This window comes from Intestinimonas sp. MSJ-38 (assembly GCF_018917925.1).
Lineage (GTDB): Bacteria > Bacillota > Clostridia > Oscillospirales > Butyricicoccaceae > Pseudobutyricicoccus.
On the sequence record NZ_JAHLPO010000005.1, the window covers coordinates 151,759 to 164,753 of the forward strand.

The 12,995-nt window shown below is 56.5% G+C and carries 16 protein-coding genes and 1 pseudogene; 9 read left to right on the forward strand and 8 right to left on the reverse strand.

Annotated elements, in window-relative coordinates:
- Nucleotide 1: 1 nt before the first annotated feature.
- A complete protein-coding gene (locus tag KQI26_RS05080) occupies nt 2-670 on the reverse strand; it encodes a hypothetical protein (RefSeq protein ID WP_118746746.1) in 669 nt (222 codons plus the stop codon).
- Between the two features lie 179 nt (nt 671-849).
- Here KQI26_RS05080 and KQI26_RS05085 point away from each other — a divergent pair.
- Together KQI26_RS05085 and KQI26_RS05090 are read left to right on the forward strand one after the other, a co-directional pair.
- Nucleotides 850-1,209, forward strand: a pseudogene (locus tag KQI26_RS05085) (glycine/betaine/sarcosine/D-proline family reductase selenoprotein B); the annotation flags it as partial.
- Nucleotides 1,210-1,292: 83 nt separating this feature from the next.
- Nucleotides 1,293-1,931, forward strand: coding sequence for a hypothetical protein (locus KQI26_RS05090; RefSeq protein WP_216503488.1), 639 nt, complete (start codon nt 1,293-1,295; stop codon nt 1,929-1,931).
- A 341-nt stretch (nt 1,932-2,272) separates the two neighbouring features.
- Here the strand turns inward: KQI26_RS05090 and KQI26_RS15695 are convergent, their stop codons facing one another.
- Nucleotides 2,273-2,671 carry a helix-turn-helix domain-containing protein gene (locus KQI26_RS15695; RefSeq protein ID WP_371744087.1) on the reverse strand — a complete coding sequence of 133 codons (399 nt, stop codon included), beginning with the start codon at nt 2,669-2,671 and terminating at the stop codon, nt 2,273-2,275.
- Nucleotides 2,672-2,740: 69 nt separating this feature from the next.
- Here KQI26_RS15695 and KQI26_RS05100 point away from each other — a divergent pair, with 69 nt between their 5' ends.
- Nucleotides 2,741-2,923 carry a hypothetical protein gene (locus KQI26_RS05100; RefSeq protein ID WP_118746751.1) on the forward strand — a complete coding sequence of 61 codons (183 nt, stop codon included), beginning with the start codon at nt 2,741-2,743 and terminating at the stop codon, nt 2,921-2,923.
- Between the two features lie 307 nt (nt 2,924-3,230).
- Here KQI26_RS05100 and KQI26_RS05105 read toward each other — a convergent pair whose 3' ends face one another.
- From KQI26_RS05105 to KQI26_RS05115, 3 genes are all read right to left on the reverse strand, one after another.
- Nucleotides 3,231-3,791 (reverse strand): flavin reductase family protein, encoded by a 561-nt coding sequence (locus KQI26_RS05105; RefSeq protein ID WP_216503490.1) that lies wholly within the window; start codon nt 3,789-3,791, stop codon nt 3,231-3,233.
- A 46-nt stretch (nt 3,792-3,837) separates the two neighbouring features.
- Nucleotides 3,838-4,518: a hypothetical protein gene (locus tag KQI26_RS05110; protein WP_216503491.1), complete on the reverse strand. Its 681-nt coding sequence runs from the start codon at nt 4,516-4,518 to the stop codon at nt 3,838-3,840.
- A 90-nt stretch (nt 4,519-4,608) separates the two neighbouring features.
- Nucleotides 4,609-4,920: a metal-sensing transcriptional repressor gene (locus tag KQI26_RS05115; protein WP_216503544.1), complete on the reverse strand. Its 312-nt coding sequence runs from the start codon at nt 4,918-4,920 to the stop codon at nt 4,609-4,611.
- Between the two features lie 295 nt (nt 4,921-5,215).
- On the opposite strand from KQI26_RS05115, the gene KQI26_RS05120 reads away from it, so the two are divergent.
- Nucleotides 5,216-5,929 carry a class I SAM-dependent methyltransferase gene (locus tag KQI26_RS05120; protein WP_216503493.1) on the forward strand — a complete coding sequence of 238 codons (714 nt, stop codon included), beginning with the start codon at nt 5,216-5,218 and terminating at the stop codon, nt 5,927-5,929.
- A gap of 79 nt (nt 5,930-6,008) precedes the next feature.
- A complete protein-coding gene (locus KQI26_RS05125) occupies nt 6,009-6,527 on the forward strand; it encodes an ATP-binding cassette domain-containing protein (protein WP_253292683.1) in 519 nt (172 codons plus the stop codon).
- Here the strand turns inward: KQI26_RS05125 and KQI26_RS05130 are convergent.
- Nucleotides 6,524-7,987 carry a recombinase family protein gene (locus tag KQI26_RS05130; RefSeq protein ID WP_216503495.1) on the reverse strand — a complete coding sequence of 488 codons (1,464 nt, stop codon included), beginning with the start codon at nt 7,985-7,987 and terminating at the stop codon, nt 6,524-6,526. The two genes, KQI26_RS05125 and KQI26_RS05130, sit on opposite strands and share 4 nt — an antisense overlap.
- 114 nt (nt 7,988-8,101) lie before the next feature.
- Here KQI26_RS05130 and KQI26_RS05135 point away from each other — a divergent pair, with 114 nt between their 5' ends.
- Entirely contained in the window at nt 8,102-8,278 is a 177-nt protein-coding gene (locus KQI26_RS05135; RefSeq protein WP_216503497.1) for a hypothetical protein, read from the forward strand.
- Nucleotides 8,279-8,634: 356 nt separating this feature from the next.
- Here the strand turns inward: KQI26_RS05135 and KQI26_RS05140 are convergent, their stop codons facing one another.
- Nucleotides 8,635-9,750 carry an S-layer homology domain-containing protein gene (locus KQI26_RS05140; RefSeq protein ID WP_216503498.1) on the reverse strand — a complete coding sequence of 372 codons (1,116 nt, stop codon included), beginning with the start codon at nt 9,748-9,750 and terminating at the stop codon, nt 8,635-8,637.
- Nucleotides 9,751-9,948: 198 nt separating this feature from the next.
- Here KQI26_RS05140 and KQI26_RS05145 point away from each other — a divergent pair, with 198 nt between their 5' ends.
- Genes KQI26_RS05145 through radA form a run of 3 tightly spaced genes read left to right on the forward strand, consistent with a single transcriptional unit; the run spans nt 9,949 to nt 12,827 of the window.
- Nucleotides 9,949-10,644 carry a 2-phosphosulfolactate phosphatase gene (locus KQI26_RS05145; protein WP_216503499.1) on the forward strand — a complete coding sequence of 232 codons (696 nt, stop codon included), beginning with the start codon at nt 9,949-9,951 and terminating at the stop codon, nt 10,642-10,644.
- Nucleotides 10,645-10,704: 60 nt separating this feature from the next.
- Entirely contained in the window at nt 10,705-11,442 is a 738-nt protein-coding gene (locus KQI26_RS15275) for an N-acetylmuramoyl-L-alanine amidase (protein ID WP_253292684.1), read from the forward strand.
- On the forward strand, nt 11,439-12,827 hold the full coding sequence (gene radA / locus KQI26_RS05150; protein ID WP_371744088.1) for a DNA repair protein RadA: 1,389 nt from the start codon (nt 11,439-11,441) through the stop codon (nt 12,825-12,827). The genes KQI26_RS15275 and radA overlap by 4 nt, the downstream gene beginning before the upstream one ends.
- Before the next feature lie 24 nt (nt 12,828-12,851).
- On the opposite strand, the gene KQI26_RS15500 is transcribed toward radA, so the two are convergent.
- Nucleotides 12,852-12,986, reverse strand: coding sequence for a hypothetical protein (locus KQI26_RS15500; protein ID WP_256447852.1), 135 nt, complete (start codon nt 12,984-12,986; stop codon nt 12,852-12,854).
- Nucleotides 12,987-12,995: the final 9 nt, after the last annotated feature.

Below are 12,995 nucleotides of genomic sequence, written 5' to 3' on the forward strand. Positions count from 1 at the left end.
CTTAGCAGCGTTTGCCGGTCTTACAGCTGCCATTCTGGCAGTTGCCGCCGTTTTCCTTGATATAATCGGAATATTTCGGGGGGAAGAACTCATCCACGGGGAATTTGAATTTCTGGAACAGATCGCAGGGATCGTCGCTGCCGCCGCTGCCGGAGCAATCCTTTTCCGGCATACAGATGTCATAGGCGGGCATGAGCAGCTGGATATCCCGCTCCAGCTTGATGATGCTGAACTGGCCCAGGGTGACAAAGAGCTTTTTGCCCTCGTCGCAGATGACGATGTCGTCCTCGAAGCACCGGCAGATGCAATCGGGGATGTCATTCAGACCGCAGTCGCCGCAGCCGCAGCTTTCGGTGACCTTGATCCCCAGAGCCACAGGGTCCACCACTTCCACCACGCCGGTGGGCAGATTGGTCTTTTCGAAGTTCTGCAGATCGCTCTCCTTGGGCATATACTGGGAGCTGAAAATACGTACGCTGCCCTCGCTGCCAAAGAGCACGGTGCGCTTGTCGTAGGTGGCCAGGCCGCAGATCTCCTTGGGACGGCTGAGTCCGCAGTAGGCCTCGGCGGTGATCTTGTAAAAATACTTCACATCCACGGTGTAGAAGCCCTTGTTGAAGGCGATGGGCTCCACATCCACATAGGACCAAAGCAGCTCGGCGCCCTTCACCTTGACGCTGGTGGCCTGATCCAGAATGGCCTGGGAACAACGGGTAGGATAAACCCGCAGATCCTGCAGACATTCCTTATCATGGCAAGACCCGTTTTATAGAAAAGGGGAGGGGGAAAAGGAATCAAAGATACAGCTCTGCTTCTTTCCGGTCGGAACACACCTTTTTCAGCATCACATGGGGCCGGTACGATATCTCCGGCATGGAGCGGCTGGAAAGCGGCCAGTTCAAAACCATCCACGCAGGTTTCGACCCGGCGGCGGCCAATGCCGATCCCAATGTGATCATGCCCATCGATGCCATGCGGGAATATGAAAAGCAGGGCGTCATCGGCAAACTGCATCCCTATTTTTACAGCACCGCCGGCACCGGCACCACCGAAGCCGAAGCCCAGCGCATGGCCCAGGAGATGATCCCCTATCTGAAGGAAGCCGGAGTGGACGCCATCATTATGGGCTTCATGTGAGGAACCTGTACTCGTTGCGGTGCAACGATGGTCAAAGAATTTGAAAAGGCCGGGTTCCCCATTGTACATATCAACCAGCAGTTCAATGACAAACAAGGCCCGGGGCGGTATGATAAAGCCAGGATCACAAAAGAACGAGAAAGGATGGCGAACATATGAATCTCAAAGATGCATTCCGCACCCAAAACAAACTCCAGCTGGTGATGAACGAGGCCATCGACATCCTGGAAGAGCCCCGGAACATTCTCAAGATCAAAACCACCCATCTGCGCAGCCGGGTGATGAAAGAAGCCCAGGATGGGGTAGTGGAAGAAGAGGCCCCCAGCGAATACGCCGGATGCGCAAACCAACTGGCCCAGTTCCTCCTGTTTCTGATGAAAGAGCGGGAAACACTCAGCCAGGCCATCCGTGAAGCTAAGGGCAAGCTGCCTTTGGATCTGGACAGCGAAGTGGGGCTGAACCGGCAGCGGCAGACCCTGAGCCGTGTTTTTCGGAATATGGCTTCCCTCCGCAGCAGCGAAAAGATCATCCCCGACGGCGGGTGCGGCTATCGGTTCAACGGCGAAGGCAATCAGGTGATGTATCTCTGCGATGCCAGACAGGTCACCACCATTGATTTCGACCGGAACAAGATCCGTGCTCTGGGAGCCCGGTTCGGCAAGCAGGCCGACGCCCTTTCCATGGAAATGGACAAATGCCTGGTGAACACAGAGGTGGACTATGCGCCGCCCTTTGATCTCAATGACAGCTTTGACACCATTTTCACCGACTACATGGAAAAAAACGCCGATTGATAATAAAAACCTGTGCCCGGATGGAGGGCACAGGAGGTATGGCAAAACCAACACGACCGGGAAGGCCGGTTCAGGCGCAGATGAACTATAACGCTGCGCATCATGCAAAAAGCAGCTGTTTTGATCAATAGATCATAAAGCAAACAAAGAGGAATCTAGGATCGTTCTTCCCTTTGTTCTCCGTCCATTCCATGGCTGCAAATACGCTTTTCCCTATTCCGCTTATCCCATTTTTGCTTCTACGCTTCCTCGAATGTTATTTTCAAGAGAAAGTCGCCCAGCGGCTTGGTTTCCCGCGGCCCTTTGGCCAGGAAAACAAAGTCCCCAGGGCGGATAAGGGCCTACGCGGCCGGGAAGCTTTGCCATATCTCCTGCGCCCTCCAAACAGCCGGAAAATGATTTGAGCAGCAGGGGAAATCCTGCTGCTCAAAGGAAATCATATGAGAAGAAGAGACCAGAATCTCATTCATGGAGACTTGAAACAATGCGCTGAGGGCATAGAGGTTGTCGATGCTGGGCAGGCTTTGTCCCTTTTGCCATTTGTAAATGGCCTGGGGCGCATCAAAGCCGAAAAACCGCTGAAGATCGTGGACGGTCAATCCCCGCTCCTGCCGCAGCCGGGTGATGTTTGCGCCGGTGGCCACCGGATCGATCACCGGAAACCGGATCTGAGCCATAAGGTATCCCCTCCGTTCTGCAAAATAGCTCTTGTCCATGGGAAGGTATCTACTATAATTCATTTTTTGCCCTCATGCAACCCATCGGGGGAAAATGTCACGAAACTGTCACAAGAAAGGAGAGAGGCCGCCATGCAGGGAATGGTTCCACTGAAAAAGCAAAGCAAGAAAAAGCAGCGGGAATTCTGGGAAAGACAGCGGGGAGACTGGCAGGGCCTGTGCCCGGTGACCCGCATCGTGCCCGGCAAAAAGACCTATCAGCGAAAGAAAGACCGGCAGCTTCTCCGCCGGGAAGGAAGATGGCAGGATGAATGAGCGGCCTTTTGACTGCGGGGAACAAAGGGTCTGGCGGCGAGCCGCCTCTCTCATTTTTCTTTGCTCCGGTAGGTTGTATACGCCCGGGCAAAGAATGTTTGCCTGCGGGGGCGCCCCGCCCTTGAGAGGTGCAAAAACCGATGCACAGGTCGCCGTTTTTTGCAAATTGATTCAGTGTAGGACAAACAATTTCTCTTCGTTATATAGGTTTTTCGACAGTCTGGAATTTCAGAGATCAAACCAAAAGGGCCGGAGAGCTTTGCTTTTTCAGCAGCTCTCCGGCCCGGTTTCTGTCTTTTCAAAAGGGTTATTTCAGCTTGGCCCCATCCTGGAAGGCCTGGCCTACCACTTCGCCCAGCTTGCGATAGGTGTTGTGCACCGGATCAAAGGTGATGGGCTGGAGCTTCTCCGGGTCGATTTTCCCTTCGCCGTCCAGCACATCCTCATCCACGCTGATGTTGACGATCTGGCCCACCATATGGCCGTTTTCCGGGTCATAGCTCACCAAACGGCACTCCAAAGCCATGGGCAGCTCATCGATGAGAGGGGCGTCCACATGCTCTGCCTTGGTGGTGTGCCAACCGGCCTTTTCCATCTTGTCCGCCGTGTCGTTGCCGGAGACGATGCCCACATAGTCGCAGGCCACCATCTGCTCTGCCGTGGCCATGCTGACGGTGAAGGCCTTCCGGGCCAGAATGTTGGCGGTGGTCTTGTGTCGTGCGCCGATGCACATGGTCAGCTCTGTGCCGCCGCTGATGCCGCCCCAGGCTGCATTCATGGCATCGGGGGCGCCGTTTTCATCGTAGCTGGCCAGGATGAATACCGGCTGGGGATAGGTCCAGGGCTTGGCTTCAAAATTCTTGCGCATAATCAATGACCTCCTGCTTGTTTTTCGAATTCACTATCAAATCCAGTTACTCCAAGGAAATGGGATCATGGGGGAAGGGGTTTTGTTCCAACAGATCCAACAGCTTTTGCTGCAGTTCTCCTTTGCCCATTTCTCCGCAGGTCTGGAGGATGACTTCCTGCACCCGGCCCACATAGGCGCTTTGAAACAGCTGCCGGCCAAACCGGTCGTCCCATTCCAGCTGCTCTACCACCAGAGGAAGCACCCGGTCATTTTGCAGCACATCCTCCATATCCCAGCCCAAAAACTGCCGGGCGGCTTCTTCTTCCTGCAAGTGATCTTCCGCTATGTCTAGCAGCAGCTTGACCATCTTCAGGGCGGTCTCGGGAGCAAATTCGCCGGTCTCCACCAGCAGATCCATGGTGTCCATCTCTTCCAGCTCTTCCGGGCTCCAGTGATCGCAAACCTCTGGGAAATCCAACAGGAGCAGATCTCGGCAGGCCAGGGGGTTTTCGGAAAAATCCCACCGGGCCACCATCTGCACAAGCTCCCGCCGGGAAAAGGAGCGGGGCTCCTCCGGGGGCTGCACCGTCAGCTTCAGGGAGATGTGCAGCGCGTTCTGTAACGCCGCTTTACCAGCCGGGGAGAGGGAAGACACATCCCCGAAATCACCGCACCAGGGACACTCCCAACGCTTTCCCCGCACCCTCACCGGGCTGCCGCAATGGGGACATGGGACAGATAACATAGGCGATACCCTCCTTCCAGTTCGCTATAACCATGTATTTTACATGGCAATGCAATCAACTATATACCAACTGAAAATCAGCGGTTTTGCTTATTTTATGAATTGGTCGATGGCCCGGTTCAGTTGCTGCACCGTTTCCTTGTCACCGGTCTCGATGGCATCCACCAGGCAGTGTTCAATATGGTCTTTCAGAATGATCTTGCCGGTGCTGCCCAGGGCCGAACGGACGGCGGCCAGCTGGATGGGCACCTGGGAACAGTCCTCACCCCGCTCCACCATGTTTTTCACCGCCTGCAAATGTCCGATGGCCTTGGTCAAGCGATTGAGCACCTCTTTGGTGTGGGTGTGTTCATGCCGGTGAAAAGGGGGGCTGCTGTCCCTCTTCCAGGGCCTCTTGTGAATCGTGGGTCTGGGTTTCTTTGCACATGGTCGTTCCTCCGCGAAGCTGTTAAAACCATTGTATGAAAACCGAGAAAATTTGTCAAGGCATCCCCCGGGGGCTTCCGAAACCGGCTTTTCTCTGGTATACTAGGACGGAAACAGAGATGCAGAAGCATCTTCCGCTGGGAGAAAATCTCCCGTTTTTGAAAACACTCCCCAGGCCCTCAAAATACGGACCGAAGTCCGCTGTGTGCGCCGGTTTTCTGGCACACACGGCGTTTTTTATGTACAAACGCAAAAAAGGAAGGAACATAAGATGGAACAGATCAAAGAGATGATGATTGACTATTGGACCCAGCGGGCCCCGGACTTTTCTGCTCTGCGGCAAAAGGAGCTATCCGGCGAAAAAAGCCATCTTTGGCTTGCGGAATTGGAGCGATACTTGCCAAAGAAGGAAAAGCTGCGCATTCTGGACATCGGCACAGGAACCGGCTTTTTTGCCATTCTGCTGGCCGCCCGCGGCCACCAGGTCACCGGCATCGATCTGACCCCAGAGATGATCGACGAGGCCCGGCAAACGGCAAGCAGTCTGGGCCTGGCCGCAGATTTTCAGGTGATGGACGGGGAAAAACCCGCTTTTGCTCCCGGCTCCTTTGATGCCATCGTCAGCCGGAACCTGACCTGGACGCTGCCCCATCTGGAGCAGGCCTACGCCCAGTGGTACAGCCTGCTCAAGCCCCAAGGGGTGCTCATCAATTTTGACGCCGATTACTGCCGGGAAGAGCAGAAAGAGCTGCCGTCCCACCATGCCCACGAAAACATCAGTTCCCAGCTCTGGGGGCAGTATGAAGAAATGAAACGCAAACTGCGTCCCCAACAGCGCCCCCGGCCCCAGTGGGATGTGGAGCTTTTGCAGCGGGCCGGATTCCACCAGATCGCCGTGGATCAAGGGGTCTGGCAGCGCCTCTATCCCAAAGAGGACGCCTTCTACAATCCCACCCCCATTTTCGCCATCACGGCCAGGGCCTGAGAGGGAATCATGGGAACTTACGCCCTCAAGCGAATCTTGCAGCGGATCCCCATTTTGCTGGCCATCACCTTTTTGTCCTTTGCCCCTACCAGCAGATGCAGATGGTCTTTCAGTCCCCCGGGATTCCTTTGACCCGCGGAAAACCATCGGTTACAGCATCGGCGAAAGCCTGTGGAACCAAAAGATCGCCCCGGACAGGCGGCAGGAGCAGGTGCGCTCCCTGCTGGAGCAATGCGGCCTGCCTCCGGCGTGGGAAAACCGCTATCCCCACGAGCTCAGTGGGGGACAGTGCCAGCGGGCCGCCATCGCCCGGTCCCTGATAGTGGAACCCCAGGTGCTGATCTGCGATGAAGCCGCCAGCGCTTTGGATATGACGGTGCAAAAGCGCCTTCTGGAGCTTCTATCTAGGCTGCGGGAGGAAAAAGGGCTTTCCCTGCTGTTCATCTGCCACGACCTGGCCTTGGTGCAGTCCTTCTGTCACCGGGTGCTGGTGATGCACGAGGGCCGGGTGGTGGAGGAGGGGACACCGGATCAGGTGATACACGCCCCTGCATCCCCCTACACCCGTCAGTTGGCGGAAGCCAGCCTCTGGCCCTAAAAGCCCCGAAGGGTGATGGAAATGGAAAAGCTGCGGCTGGATACCGGGGAAGGACGGATCAGGTCGATGCGCCGGATCAGGGTTTTCAGCAGCTGGTTTTTTTGCTCTGCATCCAAAGCAGCATATCCCTCCAGCACGGAGGCCCCAGACGGGGCCTCCTTTTTTTCCTCCCGCTGACAAAGCTGCCCCAGCTGCTCTTTGATCTCTTTCTCCCGTGCCTCCAATATGCTGCGGCGCTGGTCGAATACCTCCGGGGTGTAGATCTCACGCTCCAGAAAATCATGGAGCCGCGCTTTCTGGCTTTCCAGACGCACCAGCTCCTTTTCCAGGCTCTCTGCGGCGCCAATGAGAACGCCCTCCTTTGGCTCAGCAAGGGCCCCGGCGGTTTGCAGCCCGGCCAGGTGGTGGGTGAGGGCCAGGAGGACGGCCTGCTCCACCTGCTCCAGAGGCACCGAAGGGGAGCAGCCCCGGGTGGGGCATCGGAGACATGGGGCGATGCCTTTGCTCTCCTGGTGCTGGCGCTGCATTTTTGCGCCGCAAAGTCCGCAATAGACCAGCCCGGCCAAGGGGTTTTTCCGCCGGCCTGCGTGGGAAGGGCTGTGGCTCCGGCTTTGGAAAAGCTCCTGGGTCAGCCGAAATTGCTCTTTGGACACGATGGCGGGAAAGGCGTTTTCCATGCAGATCCATTCCTCCGGCGGACGGGGGATGCTTTTGTTTTTGTCCTCCGGTTTTTTCCGCTTCTGCCATTTGCTGCGGTTATACAGCCAGGTGCCGGTGTACACCGGGTTATGAAGCATCTTCCGGATGGAAGTGCGGCTCCATTGGGCGGATTTCTTGGCCGGAACCTGGGCGGCATTGAACAGATCGGCGATCTTCTGGCATCCTTGCCCCTGGCCGGTATAAAGGGAAAAGGCGGTCTGCACCCAGGAGGCTTCCTCCGGGTGCAGGGCCAGGGTGGGCCGTTTTCCCTCCCAGGCTCTCACATAGCCGAAGGGAACCTCGGTCACATGGGCTCCTTCCCGGGCCGCCGCCATCACTCCCCGGCGCATCCGCCGTACGATCATTTTGTATTCCTGCCGGGCCATGAAAGCCTCGAACTCCGAATAGGTCTCGTCCATCTCATTGCTCAGATCATAGACGCGGCGAGGGGTGACGATTTTGCAGGCCGCACTGCGGAAACTGTCCAGAATGATGCCCTGGGAGGCCATGTCACCACGGCCCAGGCGGTCGATATCCATGCAGAGCACCGCCTCGAACCGGCCTTCCTGCACTCCTTCCAGCAGCCGCAGCATCTGGGGCCGGAGATAAAGGGATTCGCCGGAGACGATCTCCTCAAAGATCTCTGCCACAGCCATCTGATGTTCCTGGGCAAAGGCCAGCAATGTTTCCCGGTGCCGGTGCAGTGCGTCCGGGGCTCCTTCATCTGCCCGGGATTTGCGCAGATAAACGGCAGCTGTCATATCCATTCTCCTTTGTGTGCTGTTTTTACTGCACCTATATGAACCAAAAGGGCAAAAGAGACATGCAGGACTTTGAGAAGGCCAGGGCGCATACCCATAAGGAGAGGTGATCGTATGGATTCATCTGTCCATGAAAAAGAGGAAATGCCCCTCACCCAGGACATCCCCCTGCCTGACGGTTGGCTCTGCCGCATGACGGTGCTCCATGGAGACCCGGCAGAACGGCCCGATGTGATTCGCCGCCTGGAAGGGCTTCTGGGGCAAAAGGTGATCCACACAGGCTCAAAATAGGAAACAGCCCTCCGGCATTTCTGCCGGAGGGCTGTTTCTTGTTTTCTTCCTATAAAACGGTTCTTGCTCTTCACGGCAGGAATCATAAACCTTTCTGGTATGGATGCAGACGGCCTCTTTGGGCGGATGGTTCCCGCAGAGCGGGCCCGGAGAAACTCTATCAGGCATCAAATGAATTACCTCCTCAGGCAGATTTGAAGTTTCCTTCATTCCATCATATTCCCCCGGCGGCGTCGGGTGAATGGGAAATTCATCCAGATGCTTCTGAGTGGCCCACCGAAAAAGGAAACAGGCCGGCAGAACATAAGGTTCTGCCGGCCTGTCTAGCAAAGCTTGGGGAAATTCATGAAATTTTGTTACAACAGGGGAGAAGGAGCACTGCCGCCAATACGGATGCCGTTTGCCATATTGGTCAGAACGGCGTCGTTATTATTGGCCAGCAGGCAGATCATGTTCAAAGTATTCCCGGAAATATAGGTATAGATGATGCAGTCCATACCCACGCCGCTCACCGTCATGGTGCCGGTGCTGCGGTAGGCATTGAGGGCGCCGAATTTCACCGCAGACGATTGAATGCCGGACACCGGCGTCTGGGTGTTGGCAAAGGCGTTTACGATCAGGGAGCTGATTGTGCTCTGGGACAGGGCGGAAATGTCAACTCCCTGGAAAGAAGGATCGCTGTAACCGCTGATCATCCCTATGACCTTTTCCTCAGCGGAGACCACGGAATACACATCATACATATCGCCAGCGGCATTGACCTCGGCGCTCTGGGGCATGGCCAGGGTCACATTGCCCTGGGTGAATGTCTTCATCAGCACCACATCTTTCCGCTGATCGGGCAGAGCCACCCGGGAAAGGATGGCGGCGGCTTCGGCCCGGATGATGTTGCTGTCCGGGTTGAATGTGCCGTACATGTCGCTGCCGGTGAGAACGCCTGCCTTATAAAGGGTCTGGATCTCTTTGGCATAGGGATGGCTGGCGCTCACATCGGGGATGGAAGAGATGCTGTTGATCTCAACCAGTGTGCCCTGGGGCAGAGCATGGCAGAACAGATAGGCCATCTGGGCACGGGTGGCTTTGGCGGTGTAGCTGGAAAAATCGCCCTGGGCGATCAGACCGTTCTTCATGGCATAGTCCACATAGGGCTGATACCAGGGATCACCATTGTTCAGAGTGCTTTTGCCGGTGTGGTAGATCTCGTGGATGCGGTCGGCCATGACAATGGCCTCGGCCACCGTCAGGTCTCCCTTGGGATTGAAGGCTGTGGCCGAAGCGCCCTTCATCAGGCCGTATTCATAGCACAGCTTCACCGAAGAGGCTGCCCAGTAACCGGCATCAATGTCGGCAAACTGGCCGTTATAGGTTTCGGCCTTCTGGAAGTTGTCCATGCCGCTTCCGGCCGCCTGAGCCGGGACATACAGGCCGAACATCATGCAGCAAGCCAGAAGCAATGCGGTAAATCGTTTCATAATAAATCTCCTTTCTGAATCCTCTTTTCATTTTCCCAAGCTTATTCCAAGAAAACTATATCACAAAACTCCATTCCCTGCAATGGAGCTTGCACCCTGCGGTGATTTTTTCCCGACAATTCAAAAATTTTGTCTTGACATTGGAGAAGAATGGACTAAAGTATAGGAGTAAAAATAAAACGGCATGGAGGGATCGTTATGGAAGTTACCATTCATCAGCTGCTGGAAGGCGCCCGGGAGGCCCGGGGCGTCACCGTGGTCATCGATGTGTTTCGGGCCTACAGCGTGGAAAGCTACGCCTTTGCCGGAGGGATGGAGCGGATCTATCCCGTGGGCAATCTGGAAGAGGCCTATGAACTGAAACGGGAGCATCCGGATTTTCTGCTCTGCGGCGAGCGGGAAGGCCGGAAGCAGGAGGGATGTGATTTTGGCAATTCCCCTCTGGAGATCATGAAAAGCGATATTCAGGGCCGCACCATGATCCACACCACCAGCGCCGGAACCCAGGGGCTGGAAAACGCCACCGGGGCCGATGTGCTGCTGGCCGGGGCGCTGGTCAATGCCAAAGCCACGGCGGAATACATCCGCCGGCTGAATCCCCAGCATGTGAGCCTGGTGTGCATGGGCCTGGCCTGCCGCCGTCCCACCGATGAGGACACTCTGTGCGCCCAGTATCTCCGCGCTCTGCTGCTGGGTGAGGAATTTGACAAGGAAAAGGCGGTGGAGATCATGCGGAAGGGCGACGGCCAGCGGTTCTTCATCCCGGAGGATCAGTCCTTTGCCCCTCGGGAGGATTTCGATCTGTGCACCCAGTTTGACCGTTTCCCCTTTGCTCTGCCGGTGCGCTACACCCCGGATGGACGCAAATACATCGAAAAGGCCATGGTGCTGTAAGCCTTTTTCTGCATAGGACAGGCAAATAGGGCGTAAAGATGAGTGGAAAGGGGTGGCGCTATGAAACACCACTTAAAACTCGATCCCAAAGCCCTTTTTGTTCTTCTGGCCCTTTTGACTTTTGCTGCCAGTGCCTTTATACGAATCAGGATAGGGCAAAAAAATCAGCACCAGCAGGTCTCCGGCTCCATCGGCTATGAGCCGGATGTGATCCTGGATGCTGGACACGGCGGCATGGACGGGGGAGCGGTGGCCCAAAGCGGCCAGACCGAAAAAGAACTGAATCTGCTCATCGCCCAGAAAAGCCGGATGCTGCTGAAACTCATGGGCGTGGACTGCGTCATGACCCGGGACAGCGACATCTCCCTGGATTATGAAGAAGGGGCCTCGGTGCGGCAGAACAAGCAGAATGACCTGCGGGCCCGGGTGAAAGTGGCGGAGCGGTTTCCCGAAAGCTGTCTCATCAGCATTCATATGAACCAGTTCAGCCAGACAAAGTACCATGGAGCCCAGGTTTTTTACGGCAAAGCCCCGGAGGGGCAAACGCTGGCCCAGTATATGCAGGATGCCTTCCGCCAGGCCCTGGACCCGGAAAACGACCGGAAGATCAAGCCTTCCCCCGATGGGGTTTATCTGATGAAGAAGGTCACCGCTCCGGCGGTCATCGCCGAATGTGGCTTTCTGTCAAACCCAGAAGAGGCGGAAAAACTGGGGCAGGACCCCTATCAGACCAAAGCATCCCTGGCCATCGTCAGCTCCTATCTGCGCTTTGCCGGGGAGAAAGAGGAAACAAAGTGAAAAAAAAGACCGTTTATGTCTGTTCCGACTGCGGCTATGAAGCCGCCAAATGGATGGGGAAGTGCCCCCAGTGCGGCCAGTGGAACACCTTGGAAGAAATGACCATCCGGGAGGAAAAGCCGGGAAGCCTTGCGACCAAAAACAAGCTGGCGGCCCAGCCCATCCCGGTGTGCGACATCGATCTGCACTCTGATAAAAGGGTGCTTACCGGCATCAGCGAACTGGATCGGGTGCTGGGCGGCGGGCTGGTGGTGGGCTCGCTGGTGCTGGTGGCCGGTGAGCCAGGCATCGGCAAAAGCACCCTGCTATTGCAGGTGTGCCGGAACCTGGCCGAAAAGCAAACTGTGCTTTATGTAACAGGGGAGGAGTCCCTGGCCCAGATCCGTATGCGGGCTTCCCGCATCGGGGCCATGTGCCCCGGGCTTCTCATTTTGCCGGAAACCGATCTGGAGGCCATTTTCCAGGCCGCCGACCGCTTGTCCCCCCAGACCCTCATTGTGGACTCCATCCAGACCATCCAGAGCGACACCAGCCAATCCATGCCCGGCAGCGTATCCCAAGTGCGGGAAAGCACCCTGCGGCTGATGCAGTATGCCAAGCAGCGGGGGGTATCCACCTTTCTGGTGGGCCATGTGAACAAAGACGGCGGCATCGCCGGGCCCAAGGTGCTGGAGCATATGGTGGACACCGTCCTTTATTTTGAAGGAGAGCGGTATGCCGCCCACCGGATGCTGCGGGCCGCCAAAAACCGGTTCGGCTCCACCAATGAGATCGGTATGTTTGAAATGGTGCAATCCGGCCTGCAGGAAGTGACCAATCCCTCGGCGGCCCTCATCGCAGGAAGGCCGGAGGGAGCCTCCGGCAGCTGCATCGTGTGCACCCTGGAGGGCACCCGGCCTCTTCTGGCCGAAGTCCAGGCATTGGTTGCCAAAACAGCCTATGGCGCCGCCCGGCGCATGGCCGCCGGTATCGACTATAACCGGGCTGTGCTGCTTCTGGCCATTCTGGAAAAACGGGCCGGGCTGCTTCTGAGCAATTACGACTCCTATATCAATGTAGTGGGCGGCCTGCGGGCATCAGAGCCTGCGGTGGATCTGGCCGCGGCCATCGCAGTGGCTTCCAGCTATCTGGAACAGACAGTGGACCCCCACACGGCGGTATTCGGAGAAATGGGCCTTTCCGGGGAGATCCGGGCGGTGTCCGGCCCCAGCCAGCGTCTGCGGGAAATCAGCCGGTTGGGATTTTCCCGGTGTATTCTCCCCGCCGCCGGGTGTGAGGACATCGAGGTGCCGGAAGGACTGGAAATCCTGCCGGTGCGGGACATCCGGGAGGCCATCCGTGGGGCCTTCCGGCAAAGCAAACCGAATACAGAGAACCATGAATAAGAAAATAAGTGAGCGTCTTATCGCTCACTTATTTTCTTGCTTTTTCACAAAATAGACGCAGCCGCCTTCCTCACAGGTTCCGGCGGACAAGGCCCGGTCCAGGACACACTCTCCCATTTTGTGATAGATGCAGGATACCTCATTGCAGCAAATGCTCAAAATATTCCC

Excerpts from the sequence above, each read along its gene's own strand:
- KQI26_RS05090 (WP_216503488.1), top strand. The coding sequence starts at position 1,293 with ATGAATCTCAAAGATGCATTCCGCACCCAAAACAAACTCCAGCTGGTG.
- KQI26_RS15695 (WP_371744087.1), bottom strand. The coding sequence starts at position 2,671 with ATGAATTATAGTAGATACCTTCCCATGGACAAGAGCTATTTTGCAGAA.
- KQI26_RS05100 (WP_118746751.1), top strand. The coding sequence starts at position 2,741 with ATGCAGGGAATGGTTCCACTGAAAAAGCAAAGCAAGAAAAAGCAGCGG.
- KQI26_RS05105 (WP_216503490.1), bottom strand. The coding sequence starts at position 3,791 with ATGCGCAAGAATTTTGAAGCCAAGCCCTGGACCTATCCCCAGCCGGTA.
- KQI26_RS05110 (WP_216503491.1), bottom strand. The coding sequence starts at position 4,518 with ATGTTATCTGTCCCATGTCCCCATTGCGGCAGCCCGGTGAGGGTGCGG.
- KQI26_RS05120 (WP_216503493.1), top strand. The coding sequence starts at position 5,216 with ATGGAACAGATCAAAGAGATGATGATTGACTATTGGACCCAGCGGGCC.
- KQI26_RS05130 (WP_216503495.1), bottom strand. The coding sequence starts at position 7,987 with ATGACAGCTGCCGTTTATCTGCGCAAATCCCGGGCAGATGAAGGAGCC.
- KQI26_RS05135 (WP_216503497.1), top strand. The coding sequence starts at position 8,102 with ATGGATTCATCTGTCCATGAAAAAGAGGAAATGCCCCTCACCCAGGAC.
- KQI26_RS05140 (WP_216503498.1), bottom strand. The coding sequence starts at position 9,750 with ATGAAACGATTTACCGCATTGCTTCTGGCTTGCTGCATGATGTTCGGC.
- KQI26_RS05145 (WP_216503499.1), top strand. The coding sequence starts at position 9,949 with ATGGAAGTTACCATTCATCAGCTGCTGGAAGGCGCCCGGGAGGCCCGG.
- KQI26_RS15275 (WP_253292684.1), top strand. The coding sequence starts at position 10,705 with ATGAAACACCACTTAAAACTCGATCCCAAAGCCCTTTTTGTTCTTCTG.